Source organism: Cyanobium gracile UHCC 0281, from assembly GCF_034931305.1.
Lineage (GTDB): Bacteria > Cyanobacteriota > Cyanobacteriia > PCC-6307 > Cyanobiaceae > Cyanobium > Cyanobium gracile_A.
Window position 1 is genome coordinate 1 of sequence record NZ_JAYGHY010000032.1, and the last position, 18,440, is coordinate 18,440.

Genomic DNA, 18,440 nt, shown 5'->3' on the forward strand with positions numbered 1-18,440 from the left:
GGCCCGGCCCCTGGCCCGCGCGCTCGCGCTCGCCGGCCAGGGATTCGAGCGCCTCCAGGCAGAGGCGTGTGGTGGGATGGCTGCCGGTGCCGAAGGCACTGCCTGGATCGATGCGGATCACCAGGCGATCGGCCTGCTCCGGCGGCACCTCCAGCCAGGCCGGCAGCACCAGCAGCCGCTCCCCAACAGGATCGGGCCGCCAGTGGCTCTTCCAGCTCAGGCTCCAGTCCTCATCGGCCTGCCGCTGCCAGTGGACCTGTGGCAGCGCCAGGGTGAAGGGCTCCCCCAAAGGGGCCAAGGCCCGCTCCAGCTCCTGCCGCTGGTCGGCGGGCCAGTCGCTTTCCGGCAGCCAGGCCAGCAGCTGGCGGCGCTCCGGGGCCTCGGGAGGATGCTGCAGGGCCACCCGGGGCACCCCCAGCAGCGGCAGCTTCCAGAGCAGGGATTCCTCCAGTTCGGCCGGGGCGGCCATCTCCAGCCGCCACCAGACCAGGCCCATCAGAGGGTGACCGGATGGGCGGCCTGGATGCCGTTGATGTCGTGGATCACCGCCAGCAGGCTGGGGGGGATCGGGTCGTCCAGGCTCAGCACCATCACGGCGTCGCCCCGCACGATGCGGCGCCCCACCTGCATCGAGGCGATGTTGACGTTGTGCTCGCCGAGCAGGGAGCCCAACTGGCCGATGATGCCGGGCATGTCCCGGTGGCGGGTGAAGAGCATGTGACGGCTCGGCGTCACGTTGACCGGGAATTCGTCGATGGTGGTGACGCGCAGTTCCCCGTCGGTGAACACCGCTCCGGTGACGCTGTGGTTGCCCCGCGGGCTGCGGGAGCTGAGCTGGAGTGAGCCGCCGGCGAAGTCGCGGCTGGCATCGTCTTTCACCTCGAGCACATGGATGCCGCGTTCCTTGGCTTCCAGGCTGGCGTTGACGTAGTTGATGCTGTCGCCCAGGGCGGCCGAGAGGATGCCCTTGAGGGCGGCCACCACCAGGGGCTGGGCGGGATGGGAGGCAAATTCCCCCTGCAGCCGCACCTCCAGCTCGCTGATCTGGCCTCCGGCCAGCTGGCTGAGCAGCAGGCCGAGGGTTTCGGCCAGCTGCAGATGGGGCTTGAGCAGCTCCATCACCTCGGGGGTCAGGCCGGGGATGTTCACGGCGCTGCGGGCCGGCAGGCCGAGCAGCACGTCCCGGATCTGCTCGGCCACATCGATCGCCACGTTCTCCTGGGCTTCCTCCGTGGAGGCGCCGAGGTGGGGGGTGAGGATCAGCCGCTCCTTGACCAGGCGCAGCGGTGAATCGGCGGCCAGGGGTTCTTTGGCGTACACGTCGATCGCGGCACCGGCGATCACCCGGTTCTCGACGGCGTCGGCCAGGGCCTGTTCATCGATGATGCCGCCGCGGGCGCAGTTCACCAGCCGGGCGGTGGGCTTCATCGTGGCCAGCAGCGCCGCGTTGACCAGGTTCTCGGTGTCGGGCGTGCGGGGCAGGTGCAGGCTGACGTAGTCGGCTTCGGCGAACAGCTGGGGCAGGGGCAGCAGCCGCACCTGCAGCAACTGGGCCCGCTCGGCGGAGATGAAGGGGTCGTAGGCGGCCACGTCCATGCCCAGGGCCCGGGCGACGCGGGCGACGTGGGAGCCGATCTTGCCGAGGCCCACCACGCCCAGGGTTTTCTTGTAAAGCTCGTTGCCCACGTAGGTCTTGCGGTCCCAGCCGCCGGCCATGGTGCTGGCGTGGGCGTGGGGCACGTGCCGCGAGAGGGAGAGCATCAACGCCAGGGCATGCTCGGCGGCCGCGATGGTGTTGCCCTCCGGGGAGTTGACCACAATCACGCCGCGCCGGGTGGCGGCGGGCACGTCGACGTTGTCGACGCCGACGCCGGCTCGGCCGATGATGCGCAGCCTGGCCGCGGCCTCGATCACCTCAGCGGTCACCTGGGTGCCGGAGCGGATCATCAGGCCGTCGTAGTCGCCGATGCAGCCCACCAGCTGCTCCGGGCTCAGGCCCGTGCGTACGTCCACCTGGGCAACCTGGGAGAGGATGTCAATCCCCGCCTGGTCGATGGGATCAGAGACCAGAACCTTCGTCATGTCCGGCAGCGGTGCGTGGGGCGGGGGGTACGCCCCCAGGGGGGCAGGCCGGAGGTGCAGTGTAGAGAGCGGTGCGGAGACGAGCCCATGTCCTTGAGTGTGGTGGTGGTGCTGGACGACCGCGATCGCCTGCAGGCATTGCGGGAACGCTTACTGGCGCTGCAGCCGGCCCCGACCCGCGTGCTGGCGATCGGCAGCGGCGAGGCGACCATGTCGGAGGTTGAGCGGCTCGATCCGGCCACGGCCCGGCGGCGGCGGCAGCAGTCGATGGTCCGCTGGCTGCTGCCCTTCGGCTTCCTGGCCGGACTCACCTTCACCCAGATCACCGATCTGCACACGTTCAGCTTCGCCGGGGCCTACGGAGAGCCGCTGATCGGTGGCCTGCTGGGCATGGGCTCCGGCTGGATGGGCAGCTTTGCCGCCGCCGCCAGCGTCAGCTCCGAGGAGGATGACCGCATCCGCATCCTGCGCAACCGGCTCGACGAGGGCTGCTGGCTGCTGCTGCTGGAGGCCCCCGCCGGGAGCGAGATCCCCTGGACCACGATCCAGCTGGCACGACCGAAGGCGGTCGTGCGGTTGGACGACACCTGAGCCGCTGGCGCCATGCTTCCAAGACGGGACCTGTTGGCAGGAAGCCGCCGCCCGCAGGCCCTGGGCAGCCTGTTCAGTCTGGCGGAGACCGCCCTGCGCACCTGGGAGCCCCAGGTGAGTGGATTTCTGGACGCCGCCGTATGGGAGGAGGCCGAGGCCAGGCTCGGTGCCCTCAGTGAGCTGAGCCTCGCCAGCGACGGCGGCCATCCCGGCGCCGAACGCCGCTGCCTGCTGCTGGGACGGGCGGGCCAGGAGCCCGTGTCTCCCGCCCTGATGGGGCTGGAAATCAGCGGCAACTTTCTCTTCGATCCCGCCTCCGCTGCCGACATGCTCGAGGGGCTGGCCCGCTCCGGTGCCAGCGCGGCGGAGTGGGGCGATCTGTGGTTGCGGGGCGATCGGGGCGCTCAGGCCATCGTCACGGCGGCCCTGGCCGGGAGGCTGGATGGGGGCGAGGGCCTGGTGCGCACGGTGCCGGTGCGCTTCGAGGCCCGCTCCATCGACGTGCTGCAGCTGCCGGCCCGGCGCCTGCCCCGCCAGCTGACCACGGTGGAAGCCTCCCTGCGGTTGGATGCCCTGGCGTCCGCCGGTTTCGGCCTGTCCCGCAACCGCATGGCCACCCTGATCCGCCAGGGGGCCGTGCGCATCGACTGGACCGTGGTATGCAGTCCCAGCCAGCCGTTGGCCGTGGGGGCGCGGGTCCAGCTGGAGGGGCGGGGCGAGCTGGAGGTGCTAGCGATCGATCCCACCAAGCGGGAGCGATTCCGGATCCGGATGGAGCGCCATTGAGGCCCCGGGCCCCAAGTTGACAGGAGGGAAGGCCGGCGAGTAGGAAAAGCCCTAGGAAGAAACGGAACCAGCGGATTTACCGTTGGCGAAGTTACGACAACTCATGCCTTTCGATATTTATCGAAATGACAGTCGATTTCCCCAACACCTCGGTTATCCCGGCAACGGGCGATTAGCTCAGAGGTAGAGCACTACCTTGACACGGTAGGAGTCACTGGTTCGATTCCAGTATCGCCCATCTTCAGTTTTATTCATTCCTCTCGAATCGGGCACGGTTCAGTTCGGCGTGCACTTCGCTGCTACCCTCGGCCGATCCTGAATGTGAGCCTGCCAGCGTGAGCCCAACCGAGGCCATTCCACCCCTGTCCTGCACGGTGGTGGTGGGCCTCGGTCGATCGGGACTGGGGGCTGCCCGATTACTCCACGCCCGCGGTGAAGCGGTGGTGGTGATCGAAAGTGGCGACTCCCCTGAGCTTCGGGCCCGGGCCGCCGAGCTGGAGAACGAGGCCATTGCGGCGCGCCTGGGGGTGCCCCTCAGCGTCGAGGCGTTCCAGGCCCTGCCGCTGCCAGCGTCGGTGGTGGTGGTGAGTCCGGGGATCGCCTGGAACCATCCGGTGCTGGAGCAGCTGCGCGGCCAGGGGGTGCAGGTGCAGGGGGAGATCGTGCCCGCCTGGCAGGCCAGCCGGGATGTGCCCTGGATCGGCATCACCGGCACCAATGGCAAGACCACGGTCACCTGCCTGGTGCACCACCTGCTGGAGCAGGGCGGCAAGGATGCGCCGCTGTGCGGCAATGTCGGCATCTCCGCCGCCGAGGTGGTGCTGCAACGGCGCCTGGAGCAGGGCCCCCGCCCCGACTGGTTGGTGGTGGAACTGAGCAGCTACCAGTTGGAGGCGGCCCCGGCCGTCGCGCCCGCCATCGGCGTCTGGACCACCCTCACCCCCGACCACCTCGAGCGCCACGGCACCCTGTCCGCCTACCGGGCCATCAAGCGGCGCCTGCTGGAGCAGTCACGCCTCCGCATCCTCAATGCCGACGACCCCGACCTGCGCGGCCACGCCGACACCTGGGAGCACGCCGACTGGATCACCGCCGGACCCAAGCAGGACCTGCCGGCCGGGATCGATCCGTTGCTGTGGATCGATGAACACGATCTGGTGCAGGGGCGCCAGGGTCCCCTGTTCCCCGCCAGTGCCCTGGCGATGCCCGGGGCCCACAACCGCCAGAACCTGCTGCTGGCGGTGGCGGTCGGGCTGCATGCCGGGCTGGAGCCGGCGGCGATGGAGGCCGCCTGCCGCTGCTTCCCCGGCGTGCCCCACCGGCTGGAGCGCCTGCGCCAGCTGAACGGCATCACCTGGTTCAACGACAGCAAGGCCACCAACTACGACGCCGCCGAGGTGGCCCTGCGGGCCCTGGAGGGACCCTTGGTGGTGCTGGCCGGTGGTCAGTCGAAGCAGGGGGATGCGACGGCCTGGCTGGAGCGGCTCCAGGAGCGGGCGGCGGCGGTGGTGCTCTACGGCGCGGCCCGGGAGGAATTCACCGGCCTCCTGCACACCAGCGGTTTCGGCGGTGTGGTGCGGCAGGTGGAGGATCTGGAGGCTGCGGTGGCCCTGGCCGCCAGCCTGGCTGCGGAGCTCGACTGCCAGGGGGTGTTGTTGTCGCCCGCCTGTGCCAGCTTCGATCAGTACACCAGTTTCGAAGCCCGCGGCGACCACTTCCGCCGGCTGGTGCTGGCCCTCTGAAACCGAACATCCATGGCCTGGTGGTTGATGAAAAGCGAGCCGGATGTCTACGGCATCCAGCACCTGCAGGCGGAGGGCACCACCCTCTGGGACGGGATCCGCAACTACCAGGCCCGCAACTTCATGCGCGCGATGCAGAGCGGTGATCGGGCCTTCTTCTACCACTCCAATGTCAGTCCCCCCGGCATCGTCGGCCTGATGGAGGTGATCGAAACGGGGCTGGTGGATCCCAGCCAGTTCGATCCCACATCCAAGTACTTCGATCCGGCCTCCAAGCCGGAGGCCCCCCGCTGGGACTGTGCCCGTCTCGCCTATCGCACCACCTTCCCGGCGATGCTGACTCTTGACGCCCTGCGGGAGCATTTCACGGTGGAGGATCTGGTGGTGGTACGCCGGGGCAACCGCCTCTCGATCCTGCCGGTGGCTGACGCCAGCGCCACGCGCATCTTCCGCCTGCTGGGGGTGGCGCCGGAGGCCTGAGGCGCCTCAGGCCAGCTCAGGCCGCTGGTGCCGAGAACGCCTGATGGCCCGGAAACAGGTTGGCCAGGTAGCAGCGGGTCACCCCCCGGTTGCGGATGCCGTTCTGCACCAGAAAGCCCGCCAGGGCGGCCTGGAACAGCCGGTACTGGTCCCAGTTGGGGTGGTGCTCGATGAACTGCCGCATCGCCTCCAGCAGCGGTTCGGGCACCTCCGCCCGCAGGCTCACCAGCGACTCGGCCCCGTCCGACGGCAGGGTTCTCAGGCGGGCCATTGCGGACTCCATGCAGCGCGTCCGCCACTTCTCCACACCGAAGGGGGAACGTCAAACGGCGCCGGCTGCGGCGCGAGCGGCCTGGTCCCAGGCTGAGACACAGGCTCTTGCAAGGGCTTCAGGCCGTCGCAGGCGTCGCTAGCCAGCCGCCGCAGCGGCGGCCGGGAATTGTCAAGCCAGGGCGGCGGCCAGTGCAGCTTCTCCCCAGCCTCGCTGAGCGGCCAGCGTCCGAAGGGGGCCTTCTGGGGAGAAATGGTGCAAAACAGAGGTGGCGGCTGTGGAATCCGCCAACGATCAACAATCCTGATCTTCGCCATTCCGCTCAGTCGGTCTCAGGCGCTCCAGGGCCGCGGCGAACGCGGCGCTGGCGGCGGCAGTCCAACCCCCTTCCATCCCCCGCGATCCGGGCTCGGGGGTGAGCACCAGTTGCAGCGACCAGCTGCCGCGATCCCCCCGCAGCCCCAGCCACAGCGACCCGCCGGCGTCGGAGCGGGGATCGCCGATCGGCAACTCCAGTTCGATGTCGATGGCCTCCTCCGCCATCAGGGTGTCGGCGAGGGCGACGTGCTGGGCGGTGAGCTGTCCGCTGGCCCGTTGCAGGGCGAGCAGTTCGGCGCCAGTCAGTTCGCAGGCCCAGCCCTCCCCCCCGATCAGGGCGGTGTAGGGACTTCGGGATGGATCCACCACCAGCCGCCAGCCCTGGCCTTCGCAGATCTCCACAGCGGCTTGGAGTGGGCCCGGTTCAGCCGGGCAGCAGGTCGGGCTGGTCCTGCTCGTCGCTGAGTTCGACGATCGCCCGTTGCACGGGCTTGATCATCGAGTCATCGAGCAGGCCGTCGAAATCGTCGAAGCGGCGTTGCTTGGCCCGAAAAGCGATGCGAACGGTGGTCAGGTAGCGGTTGCTGGAGTGCCGGATCAGGCTCTCTCCTCTCTGGGCCAGCTCCTTGGCGTTGAGTTCGCTGCTTGGCATACGGACCTGATCATCAATTGCAACAGCTTAGTTCAGCCCCCCGTACGCCCTTCTTCCCTGGTCACGGCCTAGAAGGGGGCCACCCGTGCCCCTGCGCCAACACCGCACCCCCTCCGACCCATGCCCGGCACCCTCGCCATCGACCTGGGCAGCAGCACCACCGTCGTGGCCTGGCAGGACAGCCAGGGACCCCCTGGGCTGCTGCCCCTGCCCCCGTACAGCTGCGGCGATCCCTGCGTGGTGCCCAGCCTGCTGTGGCTGGAGAGCCCTGAGGCCGAACGGCCCCTGATCGGCCGCCAGGTGCTGGAGGCGGCCCTGGCCGATGGCGACCATCCCGGCCTCTGCCGGGATTTCAAGCGCCACATCGGTGCTCCGGCGACGGGCCCATCGCCGGGCTGGCTCAGCGCCGAGCGGGCGGGTGCCGTGCTGCTGCAGGGGCTCTGGCGGGCCCTGCCACCGGAACTGGTGCCGGAGCGCCTGGTGCTCACCGCCCCGATCGAGACCTATCGGGGCTACCGGGCCTGGTTGCAGCGGGCCAGCGGCGAGCTGGCGGTGCCGGAGCTGGCGCTGGTGGATGAACCCACCGCCGCTGCCATCGGTGCCGGCCTGCCTCCCGGCAGTCGGGTGCTGGTGGTGGACATGGGCGGTGGCACGATCGATCTCTCCCTGGTGGCCCTGGAGGGCGGTGAGGGGCGGGCCGCCCCGATCGCCCAGTTGCTGCGCTTCGCCGGCCGGGATCTGACCCGCAGCACCCAGACCCTGCGTTGTGCTCGGGTGATCGGCAAGTCGGGTGTGGCCCTCGGTGGTCGGGACATCGACCGTTGGATCGCGGCCCACCTCTGCCCGGACGTCCCCGTCGACGGCGCCCTGCTGCAGCTCGCCGAGCGGCTCAAGTGCCAGCTCAGCGACGCCCCCGAGGCCCTGCAGATCCACGCGACGGGGGGATCGTTCCGCGAACTGACCCTGAGCCGGCCGGCCTTCGAGCGGTTGCTGCAGGAGCGGGGACTGCTGCAGCTGCTCGATGGTCTGCTGGAGACGGTGCTGGCGGCGGCCCGCCGCGAGGGGCTGGGGCTGGCCGCCATCGACGCGGTGCTGCCGGTGGGGGGCAGCAGCCGGATCCCCCTGATCCGCCAATGGCTGGAGAGCCGCTGTCCGGGGGTGCCCCTGCGCGGCGAGCGGCCCGTGGAGGCCGTGGCCCTGGGGGCCCTGGCCCTCACGCCCGGTGTGCGGGTGCGGGACGTGCTGGCCCGTGGTGTGTCCCTGCGCTGCTGGGACCGGCGCAGCGGTTGCCACCGCTGGCATCCCCTGTTCATGGCGGGCCAGAGCTGGCCCACCGACCAGCCCCTGGAGCTGGTGCTGGCCTGCAGCCGAGATGGCCAGGACCAGCTGGAGCTGGTGCTGGGGGAGCCCCTGCCCGAGGAGCGGGCCGAAGTGGTGTTCGAGGCTGGGCTGCCGGTGCTGCGGCAGCGGCCGGCGGGGGCGGCACCGGTGCGGCCCTGGTCCACGCCGCCGCTGGCCATCCCCCTGGCCTCCCCCGGTCAGCGGGGCGTCGACCGGTTGCGGCTGCGGTTTTCCATTGATGCCGAGGCCCAGCTCCTGGTGGACAGCGACGATCTGGAGGCCCCTGCAGGCGCTGGCCGCCTGGGGCCCCAACGCCTCGGCCCGGTGCGCTGACGGCCAGGGACGGTGGACGCCGACCAGGCTGCCCCTGCGACCGGGCGCCAGTGGCCGCCGTTGCATACAACAGAGAGAGATCCGCTCCGCTGTCCCCCCTTGGCCCTCCGCCGGCACAGACTGCCCCGTTTCTGGCTGGCCATCACCCTGGGTTCGGTCGCTGCGGCCATCGGTCTGGGCTACTGGTGGGAGCGTCAGCTGCCCGTGCGCCTGGAGCAGGCTTCCACCAGCGGCCGCCTCGACGATTGCCTGCGCTACAGCGAGCAGATGGCCGCCCTCAGCTGGCTGCCCGGCCGCTCCCCCTTTGATCGGGGCCGCTGCCTGAGGGCCAAGGCCGACCAGCTCTGGGGCCAGGAGAACTGGAGCGAGGCCTTGCGCCTGCAGCGCCAGGTGATCAACTCCAGGGCCGGCACCCCCGCCGACCGGGAACGGCTCGCCCGTTGGCAGCGCCAGCTGCGGGCCGTGGCGATGAACCGCTTCCAGGCCGGTGATCTGCCGGGGGCTCTGGCGGCGCTCACGCCCCTGGGGGAGGAGCGCCAGGACGATGGCCGTTCCATGGGCGACGACCTCCAGGAGATCTGGAACCGCAACCGCTCCCAGCTGGAGCGGGCGACGCTTCTGGTCAAGCAGAAGCGCTGGTGGGAGGCGCTCGACAGTCTCAACCGCATTGACCACCCCTGGTGGCGCCAGCAGAGCGATCCGCTGCGGCAGGAGGTGAAGAAGGGCCTCGACCAGCTCAAGGGCCTCGACCGGGAGCACGACACCCACGGTTCCCTGCCCCACACGGTGTCCGGCGAGAAGCTGGATGGCTTGGTTCAGCGCCGCATCGCCGCCGGCATGGACGAGTGGCAGGCGTTCCAGGAGGCTTGCAAGGAGCTGGGCGGCCGGGTGGTCGAAGCCGGTCCCGAAAGCGCCTGCCAGCGCGGAGCCCCATGACAGGATGGCCCCCAGAGCGTCCCGGTGGACATGCAGCCAGGTGATCAGGTCAAGGTGAGCAGCAGCGTGGTCATCTACAACCACCCCCAGCACCGGGGAGAGGCCTTCGACATGGAAGGCCAGCAGGGAGAAGTGTTCAACGTCCTCAACGACTGGAAGGGACGCCCGATCAGTCCGAACCTGCCGGTGGTGGTGGCCTTCGGCAAGTTCCGCGCCCACTTCCGCGCGGACGAGCTGGCCGCCCTCTGAGGCCGCTTCAGTCCCGCAGCAGGTAGACCCCCTCTTCGCCATCGATGGCCTGGAGGCAGAGCTGGATCGTCTCGTGGCGGGCGGTAGGCACCACCCGGCCGCAGTAATCGGGCTGGATCGGCACTTCCCGGTGGCCCCGGTCCACCATCACCAGCAGCCCCACCCGGCGGGGACGTCCCCAGGCCTGCAGGGCCTCCAGGGCGGCCCGCACCGTGCGGCCGGTGAAGATCACGTCATCGACGAGCACCACCTGACGGCCATCCACGGGCACCGGCAGCTGGGTGGCCTCCACCAGCCGGGTGCCCACCCGCTCCAGGTCATCGCGGTGGAAGGTGGGATCCAGGCTGCCGTGGGCCATCGGATGGCCGCAGATCGCCTCCAGCCGTCCGGCCAGCACCCGCGCCAGCGCCACACCACGGGTGGGGATCCCGAGCAGGACCAGGTCCTGGCTGTCGGCCACGGCCTCCAGCACCTGGGAGGCGAGCCTGTCGAGGGTGCGTCCCAGGTCCTGGGCGGAGAGCAGTTCCAGCCGATCGCCAGGGGCGGCACCGGCCTGAGGTCTGGCCATCAAACGTATGGCATGTAACCAAAGCCTGACGCATCGACGCCGCCCGAAGGTGTTTTGGGAGGGGGGCTGTAAGTTGGTTAGGCGTAGAAACGTGCAGATTTTCTCGCTGGTGAAAGCAGCTCCCTCTCAGAAGCATTCCGCCAGCGGCAGAGCTGATCGTGTCTCCAGCGAGACGGCCGCCCCCGTGGCTCCGTTGGTCCTGGCCATTCTGGATGGCTGGGGCTACAGCCACGAGCGCGACCACAACGCTGTCAGGGCGGCCGACACACCGGTGATGGATGCCCTCTGGCACGCCTATCCGCACACCCTCATCGAAGCCAGCGGCGCAGCCGTCGGCCTGCCCGATCACCAGATGGGCAACTCGGAAGTCGGCCATCTCACCATCGGCTCCGGCCGGATCATCCGCCAGGAGCTGGTGCGGATTGGTCAGGCGGTGAGCAGCGGCACCATCGCCGGCAATCAGGCCCTCAACGACCTGGGAGACACCCTGCTGGCCAACGGCCATCCCCTGCATCTGATCGGCCTCTGCTCCAATGGAGGTGTCCACAGCCATATCGAGCATCTCGGCGGGCTGTTGCGCTGGGCGGCAGGCCGCGGTCTGAGCGACGTCCGCATTCATGTGATCACCGACGGCCGTGACACGGCGCCCCATGGCGGTCCGGGCTTCCTGGCCAGGATCCAGGAGCTGATCGATGAGGCGGGCGTGGGCCGGATCACCACCCTCTGCGGCCGCTACTGGGCCATGGACAGGGACCAGCGCTGGGAACGTACTGAGAAGGCCTACCGGCTGCTGACCGAGCCCTCCGATATCAGCCCCTTGACCCCACAGGAGGTTCTCGAGGGGTCCTACGCAGCCGGCATCACCGATGAATTCCTCGAGCCCGTCCGCCTTGCCGAGGGCCTGGTGCAGGCCGGCGACGGCCTGATCTGTTTCAACTTCCGCCCCGATCGGGTGCGCCAGATCATGCGCGCCCTGGTGCTGCCCGGGTTCGATGCCTTCCAGCGCAGCTGGATCGACCCCTTGCACGTGGTCACCTTCACCCAGTACGAACAGGGCCTGCCGGTGGCGGTGGCCTTTCCCCCCGAATCCCTCGATGGTCTGCTGGGGCAGGTGGTCTCCGAACACGGGCTGCGCCAGTTGCGCACCGCCGAAACCGAGAAATACCCCCACGTCACCTATTTCATGAATGGTGGCATCGAGCAGGCCTTCCCCGGTGAGGACCGCCACCTGGTGCCCTCGCCCCGGGTGGCCACCTACGACATGGCCCCGGCCATGTCGGCCGAGAAGCTCACCGATAGCTGCATCGCCGCCATCGGTCGGGGGATCTACTCCCTGGTGGTGATCAACTACGCCAACCCCGACATGGTGGGCCACACCGGCCAGATGGAGGCCGCCACCGAAGCCATCGCCATGGTCGACCGTTGCGTGGGGCGTCTGGTGGAGGCCACCACCCGCATGGGCGGCACCCTGCTGATCACGGCCGACCACGGCAACGCTGAGGTGATGCAGGGCCCCGATGGTCTCCCCTGGACCGCCCACACCACCAACCCCGTGCCGGTGATCCTGGTGGAGGGCGAGAAACGCAAACTGGAAGGCCATGGCAACGACGTCACCCTGCGGGAGCATGGCGGCCTGGCCGACATCGCCCCCACCCTGCTGGAGATCCTGGGCCTGCCCAAGCCGGCCCGCATGACCGGGACCTCCCTGGTGGTGCCGGCCACCGCCCCCACCGCCCGGATCCCCCAGACCCTCGGCGCCTGAAGGCCCGTTTCCGTGGCCGCTAGTCTGGGGCCATGGTCAAGAACATCGTGTCCTCCCTCTGGATGCTCAGCGGCGCCCTGCTGATCATCTCCGTGCTGCTCCACAGCCCCAAGGGCGACGGCATGGGCGGCCTGGCCTCCAGCGGTGGCTCGATGTTCAGCAGCGCCCGCAGCGCCGAGAACACCCTCAACCGCATCACCTGGACCCTGCTGTCCCTGTTTCTGGGGCTGGCCGTGGTGCTGAGCGCCGGCTGGCTGGGCTGAGCCGAATGGAACGCCGCAACTTCCTCAGCAGCCTGCTGGCCCGGGTGGGGGCACCCCTGGCGGCCCTGGTGCCCTTTCTGCCGGCCTCCAGAGCCCTGGCGGCCGCCAAGGCCACCGATCCTGCCTGGCAGTTGAGCTCGGCGGAATGGAAGAAGCGACTCAGCCCCGCCGCCTATGCCGTGCTGCGCCAAGAGGGCACCGAGCGCCCCTTCAGCAGCCCGCTCAACAAGGAGAAACGCAGCGGCACCTACGTCTGCGCCGGCTGCCGCCTGCCCCTGTTCAGCTCGAAGGCCAAGTTCGATTCCGGCACCGGCTGGCCCAGCTTCTGGCAACCCCTGCCCAACGCGGTGGCCACGACAACCGACTTCAAGCTGATCCTGCCGCGCACGGAGTACCACTGCCGCCGCTGCGGCGGCCACCAGGGCCACGTGTTCGACGACGGCCCCAAGCCCACCGGCAAGCGTTACTGCAACAACGGCGTGGCCCTGGCCTTCGTGCCCGGCAGCTGAGCCGCTGTCTGTCCCTCCATGGCCCCGTTGCCTGCGCTGCTGATCGCCCTGGGGGTCCCGCTGCTGCTGCTGCTGGGCTTCACCCTGCTGCTGGAGCAGCGCCGCGGCCACCTGCCTGGTTGGCTGGCGGCCCTCTCCGGCCGCGACGCCCTGCTCTGGAACATCGGCGTGGGGCTGCTGATCGGGTTGAGCCTGCTGCGGGTTCTGTTGGGGCGGTGAGACCCAGATGAAACAGTCAGTCCGCAGCCGCCAGAACGGCTTCCCTGGCCGTGACATCGGGGATGGGCGGGGCCGGCAGCAGGGGATCCTGGCCCAGCTGGTCGCCGATGCGCTCCCGGGCCAGCTGGCGATACTCGAAGAAGTGTTCGCCGGCGGCGCAGAGGCCGAGGTAGACGGCCAGCAGGCGGGGCTGCTGCCGCGCCATCTGCCCCAGCTGCCGCCAGAACTGGCCGCGGAGCGAAGGGCGGCGCAGGCCCTGGTGCCAGACCAGCAGGGCCAGCAGCCTCACGGCCCGGGCCGCTGGCACGTGCATCTGCTGGGAGCAGTGGGGATTGGGGGTGATGGCGAGGCAGTGGCGCAGGCAGCGCTCCAGATAGGTGGCGGGCTCATACATTCGCCAGAGGGCCTGCACGTACTCGCGGCCGATGTCCTGGGGTGGACGGGAGGGCACGAAGTTCATCAGGGTGTTCTGATCGCCGCAGCAGCCATCGGCATCCGGCAGCAGTCGTCCCTCCTGCTCCAGTCGGGTCCAGAGCGCCGTGTTGGGCGGGGCCTGGAGGATGCCCAGCATCGGCTGGGGAATGGCCGTCTCCGCGACGAACGCCTCGATGCGCTGCCCTGCGCCGGAGCGTTCTCCGTCGAAGCCGAGGATGAAACCGGCGTAGATGACCAGCCCCGCCGCATTGATCTTGCGGCAGGCTTCCGTGAGCGGATGACGGGTGTTCTGCTGCTTGCGGGTGACCTCGAGACTGTCCTGGTCGGGGGTCTCGATACCCAGGAAGACCCCGAAGAAGCCGGACTGGGCCATCAGTTCGAGAAGATCGGGCTGCTCGGCCAGATTCACCGAGGCTTCGGTGAGGAAGTTGTAGGGGTAGCGATGGTCTCGCATCCATGGAATCAGATCGTTCAGTAGACGCTTGACGTTCTGCTGATTGCCGATGAAGTTGTCATCCACCATGAAGATGGATCCCCGCCACCCCAGGTCGTAGAGGGTCTGAAGTTCCGCCAGGATCTGGTGGTTTTCCTTGGTCCGCGGCTTGCGGCCATACAGGCTGATGATGTCGCAGAACTCGCAGTTGAAGGGACAGCCGCGGGAGAACTGCACCGCCATCATCAGGTAGGCGTCGCGTTGCAGCAGGTCGTAGCGGGGCCTGGGGCTGAGGCTGACATCCGGTTTCTCCAGGGCACGGAACTGGCCAGCAGGCTCGCCGCGCTCGAGGGCCGCCAGGAAGGCGGGCACTGTGATTTCACCCTCGTCCAGGATCAGGTAGTGGGCTCCGGATTGCAGCGCATGCTGCGGCAGGGAGGTGGGATAGGGGCCACCGACCGCCACCTTTTTGCCCATCGTCACCGCCTTGCGGATCAGATGGTGAAAGTCTTCGCGCTGCACCATCATCGCCGAGACGATCACGAGGTCGCACCACAGCCAGTCGTCCTGGGGCTCTTCGGCCACATTCCTGTCGTGGAAGCGCAGGTTCCATTGCGGCGGCAGCAGGGAGGCCACCGTCAGGATCCCGAGCGGGGGGATGAAGGCCTTCACGCCGGCCATCGCCAGGAACCGGTCGAACGACCAGAACGTTTTCGGGAAGAGGGGATACAGAAGGAGTGCGTTCATCACATCTGCAGCAGATCAGCTACAAAAGTCGGCTGAACATCTGGGGCTTGATGGTCAACGTAGGGAGCCATGGTCTGAGGTCATAGCGGTGAAACAATTCTTTCCCTGGTCTTGCTGCTGATGCATCAGCGCCGCATTCTTTGAACGTCATGCGCTCGGATACTCAGCCATCGATAGGGAGTGCTCTTGGGAGCCACCTCCTCTGCCAGGAGCTGCAGGCATCTGGGCGACACCAGGAGGAAACGAGGATCCGTTGGCGTTGAGGATGCACGGTGATGAGATATCTGTGCAAGGCGCGGCCATCTTCGATGCCTGCCATAGGCTTACCGCCCCCATGCAGGAGGCCTTGCCTCAGGTCCTCAGGGAGATTGGTCTGCTTCCCGGACTGATCTTCTGAAGGGATCGAAGGAGCCATGGTTCCACCCGCACGGCCACTCCCAAGAGCTCCGTCCACGGCTCTGCGATCAGGGCGACCTGTGAACTCATGGGCTAGTAGTGATTGCGACCCTGGAGGAACTCCACTCGGTCAGCTTTGACCAGATAGACACAGCGGTGTTCCTGGGTGATCCGACGCGACCAGATGCCCGCGCCCAGGTGTTTGAGAGGCACCGGTATGCCGATGCCGCCGAAGGGATCGCGCAGCACAGCTTTCATCAACTCCAGCAGGCGGCGGATTGTGCGGCGGTCGGTTTCGATCCAATGCTGCAGGTCCTCCAGAAACTCCGGATGGCACGCCGCCTCCCGTTGGGGGCTCATGCCTCCAACTTCGCCTCTAGATCCACAAGGCGTACCCGGGGAAGGCCGTCGCTCTGGGCACGCTCCAGGGCCTTGAGCAGGCGGGTGGCATTGCGGGGGGAGCGCAGCAGACGGGTGGTTTCCAGAAGCCCCTCCAGCTCCTCGGCCGCCACCATGGCCACGTCACCGCCCTGACGGCGCCGGACCAGCACCACCTCGCGATCGTCCACCACCTTGTCCATCAGTGCCTTGAGCTGGTCGCGGGCAGCGGTGTAGGTGGTCTCGATGGCCACGGGAGCCGTACAGGATGTCTGTGCAAGTTAGTGGCGATGGCGCCCACGGGAGCCCTCTCGTCATGGCGATCCGGTGGCGTCATCCAGCTGCCGCTCCAGCGACTGGCGGATCAGGCCGATGGCGGAGGGCCTGATGAGGGTGAGGTGCAGTCGTTGAGGTCGGTGCGGACCGTCATCAGACGTGGACTGGGGCCGCCTGGCAGCGGGGCCATCCATGCGAAAGACGATCGCTCAAGTTGCCATCACCCAGTTCTCCAGCAGCAAGCCTTCCACCCGCTGGAATTCGCGCAGATTGTTGCTCACCAGGGTGAGCCCTTCGCTGCGGGCATGGGCGGCGATGTGCAGATCATTCACCCCGATCGGCTGTCCCTGCCGCTCAAGAGCGGAGCGGATCTGTCCGTAGTGCTGGGCGGCCTTCGGGCCATAGCCCAGCACCTCCAGGCGGCTGCAGAAATCCTCCACCACCGCCAGGGAGCGTTCCGGTGCCGAACTCTTCTCCGCCCCATGCAGCAGTTCGCCCAGGGTGATCGCCGAGATGGCCATGTGGCCGGCATGGCGGTTGAAGAGCTGCAGGGCCGAGGCAGGCCTGCGCTTGATCACGTCGATCGTGATGTTGGTGTCCAGCAGGTAGCGCAGCATCTGGGTGGCCCCGTCAGAAGAGCTCCCGCTCGTCCTGCTGCTGGGAGGCCCGTTCGGCCATGAAGTCGTCGGGAACGCTGGGAACTGAGAGGAAAAAGCTGTCCCAGCTGCTGCCCAGCGGGGCAATGATGCGCTCGCAGCCACGGGCGCGCACTTCCACTTGCTTGACGCTGTCGGGGAGCCGCAGCTCGGCAGGGATGCGCACCGCCTGGCTGCGGTTACTCAGGAACAGGCGCGTGATCGCCAAGGCTCGCTAGCAATGGATATCCCATGAGGATATCCCGGAATCGGAGCTGGCAGCGCAAAAAAAGCGCCCCCACAGGGGCGCTTGGTGCTGAAGGCGCAGGACCGGAGATCCGACGCTGACCGCTGGCGCGATCAGTAGTCGAAGTCGCCGCCCATGCCGCCACCGCCACCGGCGGGAGCAGCTTCCTTCTTCTCGGGCATGTCGGCCACGATGCACTCGGTGGTGAGCACCATGCCGGCGATCGAGGCGGCGTTCTGCAGGCCGGAGCGGGTCACCTTGGCGGGATCGACGATGCCGGCGGCCAGCATGTCGACGTACTCGCCGGTGGCGGCGTTGTAGCCCTCGTTGAAGGGCTTGTTGCGCACGTGCTCGGCGACGACGGCGCCGTTGACGCCGGCGTTCTCAGCGATCCGCTTGAGCGGGGCGGTGAGGGAGGAGGCCACGATGGTGGCGCCGATCAGCTCCTCGCCGGAGAGATTGGCGGCCGCCCACTCCTCGAGGGCCGGGGCCAGGTGGGCCAGGGTGGTGCCACCGCCGGGGACGATGCCTTCTTCAACGGCCGCTTTGGTGGCGTTGATGGCATCTTCCAGGCGCAGCTTCTTGTCCTTCATCTCGGTTTCGGTGGCGGCACCCACCTTGACCACGGCCACACCGCCGCTCAGCTTGGCCAGACGCTCCTGCAGCTTCTCCTTGTCATAGGAGGAGTCGGTTTCGTCCATCTGCTTGCGGATCTGCTCGCAGCGGGCCTTCACTGCCGCCTCGTTGCCTTCGGCGACGATGGTGGTGGTGTCCTTGTTGATGGTGATGCGGCGGGCGGTGCCCAGCATCTCCAGCTTGGTGTTCTCCAGCTTGAGGCCGGCGTCCTCGGTGATCAGCTGGCCGTTGGTGAGAACGGCGATGTCCTCGAGCATGGCCTTGCGGCGGTCACCGAAGCCGGGAGCCTTGACGGCGGCGACGTTGAGAACGCCACGCAGACGGTTCACCACCAGGGTGGCAAGAGCTTCCTTCTCGATGTCCTCGGCGATGATCAGCAGGGGCTTGCCGGTGCGGGCGATCTGCTCGAGCACGGGCACCAGGTCCTGCACCAGGCCGATCTTCTTGTCGGTGAGCAGGATGTAGGGCTCGTCGAGCACCGCTTCCATCCGCTCGGTGTCGGTGGCGAAGTAGGGCGAGATGTAGCCCTTGTCGAAGCGCATGCCTTCGGTGACCTCCAGTTCGGTGGTCATCGACTTGCCTTCCTCGAGGGAGATCACACCCTCTTTGCCCACCTTGTCCATGGCGTCGGCGATCATGCGGCCCACTTCTTCGTCGTTGCCGGCGGAGATGGTGCCCACCTGGGCGATGGCGTTGGAGTCGGAGATCGGCTTGGCGTGCTCCTCGATCTTGCCGACGAGGAACTCGGTGGCCTTGTCGATGCCCTTCTTCAGGGTGATCGCGTTGGCGCCGGCAGCCACGTTGCGCAGACCCGCCTTGACCATGGCGTGGGCCAGGACGGTGGCGGTGGTGGTGCCGTCACCGGCGGCGTCGTTGGTTTTGGAGGCGGCCTGACGGATCAGGGCCACACCGGTGTTCTCGATGTGATCCTCCAGCTCGATCTCCTTGGCGATCGTCACGCCGTCGTTGATGATCTGGGGAGCGCCGAATTTCTTCTCCAGCACCACGTTGCGGCCCTTGGGGCCGAGGGTGACGGCAACGGCTTCGGCAAGAATGTCGATGCCGCGTTCGAGGGCCCGGCGGGCTTGCTCGTTATAGATAATGCGCTTGGCCATGGAAGAAAAAAGATTGCTTGGTTGAAGGAGATGCAGACGG

23 protein-coding genes and 1 tRNA gene are annotated in these 18,440 nt (G+C 68.2%); 12 read left to right on the top strand and 12 right to left on the bottom strand.

Annotated elements, in window-relative coordinates:
- A partial coding sequence (locus VB739_RS10305) for a 50S ribosomal protein L11 methyltransferase (RefSeq protein ID WP_323356979.1) occupies positions 1–496 on the bottom strand: 496 nt, incomplete at its 3' end.
- Complete coding sequence (serA, locus tag VB739_RS10310; RefSeq protein WP_323356980.1) at positions 496–2,082, bottom strand: phosphoglycerate dehydrogenase; 1,587 nt, start codon at positions 2,080–2,082, stop codon at positions 496–498. The genes serA and VB739_RS10305, both read right to left, overlap by 1 nt.
- Positions 2,083–2,169: 87 nt before the next feature.
- Here serA and VB739_RS10315 point away from each other — a divergent pair, with 87 nt between their 5' ends.
- From VB739_RS10315 to VB739_RS10335, 5 genes are all read left to right on the top strand, one after another.
- Complete coding sequence (locus tag VB739_RS10315) at positions 2,170–2,673, top strand: hypothetical protein (RefSeq protein ID WP_323356981.1); 504 nt, start codon at positions 2,170–2,172, stop codon at positions 2,671–2,673.
- A 12-nt stretch (positions 2,674–2,685) separates the two neighbouring features.
- Positions 2,686–3,459: a photosystem II S4 domain protein gene (locus VB739_RS10320; protein WP_323356982.1), complete on the top strand. Its 774-nt coding sequence runs from the start codon at positions 2,686–2,688 to the stop codon at positions 3,457–3,459.
- 166 nt (positions 3,460–3,625) lie between these two features.
- Positions 3,626–3,697: transfer RNA gene (locus VB739_RS10325), tRNA-Val, on the top strand.
- A 97-nt stretch (positions 3,698–3,794) separates the two neighbouring features.
- Positions 3,795–5,201, top strand: coding sequence for a UDP-N-acetylmuramoyl-L-alanine--D-glutamate ligase (gene murD, locus VB739_RS10330; protein ID WP_323356983.1), 1,407 nt, complete (start codon positions 3,795–3,797; stop codon positions 5,199–5,201).
- Positions 5,202–5,213: 12 nt separating this feature from the next.
- Positions 5,214–5,681 carry an EVE domain-containing protein gene (locus tag VB739_RS10335; protein WP_323356984.1) on the top strand — a complete coding sequence of 156 codons (468 nt, stop codon included), beginning with the start codon at positions 5,214–5,216 and terminating at the stop codon, positions 5,679–5,681.
- 16 nt (positions 5,682–5,697) lie between these two features.
- Here VB739_RS10335 and VB739_RS10340 read toward each other — a convergent pair whose 3' ends face one another.
- From VB739_RS10340 to VB739_RS10350, 3 genes are all read right to left on the bottom strand, one after another.
- The gene (locus VB739_RS10340) at positions 5,698–5,964 is read right to left on the bottom strand and encodes a DUF2811 domain-containing protein (RefSeq protein WP_323356985.1); all 267 of its coding nucleotides are present in this window, start codon (positions 5,962–5,964) and stop codon (positions 5,698–5,700) included.
- Positions 5,965–6,246: 282 nt separating this feature from the next.
- Positions 6,247–6,672 (bottom strand): DUF1818 family protein, encoded by a 426-nt coding sequence (locus VB739_RS10345; protein WP_323356986.1) that lies wholly within the window; start codon positions 6,670–6,672, stop codon positions 6,247–6,249.
- 22 nt (positions 6,673–6,694) lie between these two features.
- Complete coding sequence (locus VB739_RS10350) at positions 6,695–6,922, bottom strand: DNA-directed RNA polymerase subunit omega (RefSeq protein ID WP_216901535.1); 228 nt, start codon at positions 6,920–6,922, stop codon at positions 6,695–6,697.
- Between the two features lie 120 nt (positions 6,923–7,042).
- Here VB739_RS10350 and VB739_RS10355 point away from each other — a divergent pair, with 120 nt between their 5' ends.
- The 3 genes from VB739_RS10355 to VB739_RS10365 all read left to right on the top strand — a co-directional run bounded on the left by VB739_RS10355 (position 7,043) and on the right by VB739_RS10365 (position 9,781).
- Complete coding sequence (locus tag VB739_RS10355; RefSeq protein ID WP_323356987.1) at positions 7,043–8,596, top strand: Hsp70 family protein; 1,554 nt, start codon at positions 7,043–7,045, stop codon at positions 8,594–8,596.
- 99 nt (positions 8,597–8,695) lie between these two features.
- Positions 8,696–9,532 (top strand): hypothetical protein, encoded by an 837-nt coding sequence (locus VB739_RS10360; RefSeq protein ID WP_323356988.1) that lies wholly within the window; start codon positions 8,696–8,698, stop codon positions 9,530–9,532.
- Between the two features lie 30 nt (positions 9,533–9,562).
- On the top strand, positions 9,563–9,781 hold the full coding sequence (locus tag VB739_RS10365; RefSeq protein ID WP_323356989.1) for a ferredoxin-thioredoxin reductase variable chain: 219 nt from the start codon (positions 9,563–9,565) through the stop codon (positions 9,779–9,781).
- A gap of 7 nt (positions 9,782–9,788) precedes the next feature.
- On the opposite strand, the gene pyrR is transcribed toward VB739_RS10365, so the two are convergent.
- Positions 9,789–10,349 carry a bifunctional pyr operon transcriptional regulator/uracil phosphoribosyltransferase PyrR gene (pyrR, locus tag VB739_RS10370; protein ID WP_323356990.1) on the bottom strand — a complete coding sequence of 187 codons (561 nt, stop codon included), beginning with the start codon at positions 10,347–10,349 and terminating at the stop codon, positions 9,789–9,791.
- A gap of 193 nt (positions 10,350–10,542) precedes the next feature.
- On the opposite strand from pyrR, the gene gpmI reads away from it, so the two are divergent.
- Genes gpmI through VB739_RS10390 form a run of 4 tightly spaced genes read left to right on the top strand, consistent with a single transcriptional unit; the run spans position 10,543 to position 13,102 of the window.
- Positions 10,543–12,111: a 2,3-bisphosphoglycerate-independent phosphoglycerate mutase gene (gene gpmI / locus VB739_RS10375; protein WP_323357007.1), complete on the top strand. Its 1,569-nt coding sequence runs from the start codon at positions 10,543–10,545 to the stop codon at positions 12,109–12,111.
- A gap of 32 nt (positions 12,112–12,143) precedes the next feature.
- Entirely contained in the window at positions 12,144–12,374 is a 231-nt protein-coding gene (gene secG / locus VB739_RS10380; RefSeq protein ID WP_216906160.1) for a preprotein translocase subunit SecG, read from the top strand.
- 5 nt (positions 12,375–12,379) lie between these two features.
- Positions 12,380–12,883: a peptide-methionine (R)-S-oxide reductase MsrB gene (gene msrB, locus VB739_RS10385; protein ID WP_323356991.1), complete on the top strand. Its 504-nt coding sequence runs from the start codon at positions 12,380–12,382 to the stop codon at positions 12,881–12,883.
- Between the two features lie 18 nt (positions 12,884–12,901).
- Entirely contained in the window at positions 12,902–13,102 is a 201-nt protein-coding gene (locus VB739_RS10390; RefSeq protein ID WP_323356992.1) for a hypothetical protein, read from the top strand.
- 16 nt (positions 13,103–13,118) lie between these two features.
- Here the strand turns inward: VB739_RS10390 and VB739_RS10395 are convergent, their stop codons facing one another.
- The 6 genes from VB739_RS10395 to groL form a co-directional block, all read right to left on the bottom strand.
- Positions 13,119–14,717, bottom strand: a complete 1,599-nt coding sequence (locus VB739_RS10395) for a B12-binding domain-containing radical SAM protein (protein ID WP_323356993.1) — start codon at positions 14,715–14,717, stop codon at positions 13,119–13,121.
- Positions 14,718–15,206: 489 nt separating this feature from the next.
- On the bottom strand, positions 15,207–15,473 hold the full coding sequence (locus VB739_RS10400) for a Txe/YoeB family addiction module toxin (protein WP_323356994.1): 267 nt from the start codon (positions 15,471–15,473) through the stop codon (positions 15,207–15,209).
- Complete coding sequence (locus tag VB739_RS10405; protein ID WP_323356995.1) at positions 15,470–15,745, bottom strand: type II toxin-antitoxin system Phd/YefM family antitoxin; 276 nt, start codon at positions 15,743–15,745, stop codon at positions 15,470–15,472. The genes VB739_RS10400 and VB739_RS10405 overlap by 4 nt, the downstream gene beginning before the upstream one ends.
- 231 nt (positions 15,746–15,976) lie before the next feature.
- Positions 15,977–16,384 carry a type II toxin-antitoxin system tRNA(fMet)-specific endonuclease VapC gene (gene vapC, locus VB739_RS10410; RefSeq protein WP_323356996.1) on the bottom strand — a complete coding sequence of 136 codons (408 nt, stop codon included), beginning with the start codon at positions 16,382–16,384 and terminating at the stop codon, positions 15,977–15,979.
- A gap of 13 nt (positions 16,385–16,397) precedes the next feature.
- A complete protein-coding gene (gene vapB, locus VB739_RS10415) occupies positions 16,398–16,631 on the bottom strand; it encodes a type II toxin-antitoxin system VapB family antitoxin (RefSeq protein ID WP_323356997.1) in 234 nt (77 codons plus the stop codon).
- Between the two features lie 131 nt (positions 16,632–16,762).
- The gene (gene groL / locus VB739_RS10420) at positions 16,763–18,400 is read right to left on the bottom strand and encodes a chaperonin GroEL (protein ID WP_094585628.1); all 1,638 of its coding nucleotides are present in this window, start codon (positions 18,398–18,400) and stop codon (positions 16,763–16,765) included.
- Between the last annotated feature and the right edge of the window lie 40 nt (positions 18,401–18,440).

Bases quoted from the DNA above. Each gene is read 5' to 3' on its own strand.
- msrB (WP_323356991.1), top strand. From the start codon at position 12,380: ATGGAACGCCGCAACTTCCTCAGCAGCCTGCTGGCCCGGGTGGGGGCA.
- vapC (WP_323356996.1), bottom strand. From the start codon at position 16,384: ATGCTGCGCTACCTGCTGGACACCAACATCACGATCGACGTGATCAAG.
- VB739_RS10365 (WP_323356989.1), top strand. From the start codon at position 9,563: ATGCAGCCAGGTGATCAGGTCAAGGTGAGCAGCAGCGTGGTCATCTAC.
- VB739_RS10315 (WP_323356981.1), top strand. From the start codon at position 2,170: ATGTCCTTGAGTGTGGTGGTGGTGCTGGACGACCGCGATCGCCTGCAG.
- VB739_RS10340 (WP_323356985.1), bottom strand. From the start codon at position 5,964: ATGGAGTCCGCAATGGCCCGCCTGAGAACCCTGCCGTCGGACGGGGCC.
- groL (WP_094585628.1), bottom strand. From the start codon at position 18,400: ATGGCCAAGCGCATTATCTATAACGAGCAAGCCCGCCGGGCCCTCGAA.
- pyrR (WP_323356990.1), bottom strand. From the start codon at position 10,349: ATGGCCAGACCTCAGGCCGGTGCCGCCCCTGGCGATCGGCTGGAACTG.
- VB739_RS10335 (WP_323356984.1), top strand. From the start codon at position 5,214: ATGGCCTGGTGGTTGATGAAAAGCGAGCCGGATGTCTACGGCATCCAG.
- VB739_RS10395 (WP_323356993.1), bottom strand. From the start codon at position 14,717: ATGAACGCACTCCTTCTGTATCCCCTCTTCCCGAAAACGTTCTGGTCG.
- secG (WP_216906160.1), top strand. From the start codon at position 12,144: ATGGTCAAGAACATCGTGTCCTCCCTCTGGATGCTCAGCGGCGCCCTG.
- VB739_RS10390 (WP_323356992.1), top strand. From the start codon at position 12,902: ATGGCCCCGTTGCCTGCGCTGCTGATCGCCCTGGGGGTCCCGCTGCTG.
- VB739_RS10400 (WP_323356994.1), bottom strand. From the start codon at position 15,473: ATGAGCCCCCAACGGGAGGCGGCGTGCCATCCGGAGTTTCTGGAGGAC.
- VB739_RS10350 (WP_216901535.1), bottom strand. From the start codon at position 6,922: ATGCCAAGCAGCGAACTCAACGCCAAGGAGCTGGCCCAGAGAGGAGAG.
- VB739_RS10355 (WP_323356987.1), top strand. From the start codon at position 7,043: ATGCCCGGCACCCTCGCCATCGACCTGGGCAGCAGCACCACCGTCGTG.
- serA (WP_323356980.1), bottom strand. From the start codon at position 2,082: ATGACGAAGGTTCTGGTCTCTGATCCCATCGACCAGGCGGGGATTGAC.
- VB739_RS10320 (WP_323356982.1), top strand. From the start codon at position 2,686: ATGCTTCCAAGACGGGACCTGTTGGCAGGAAGCCGCCGCCCGCAGGCC.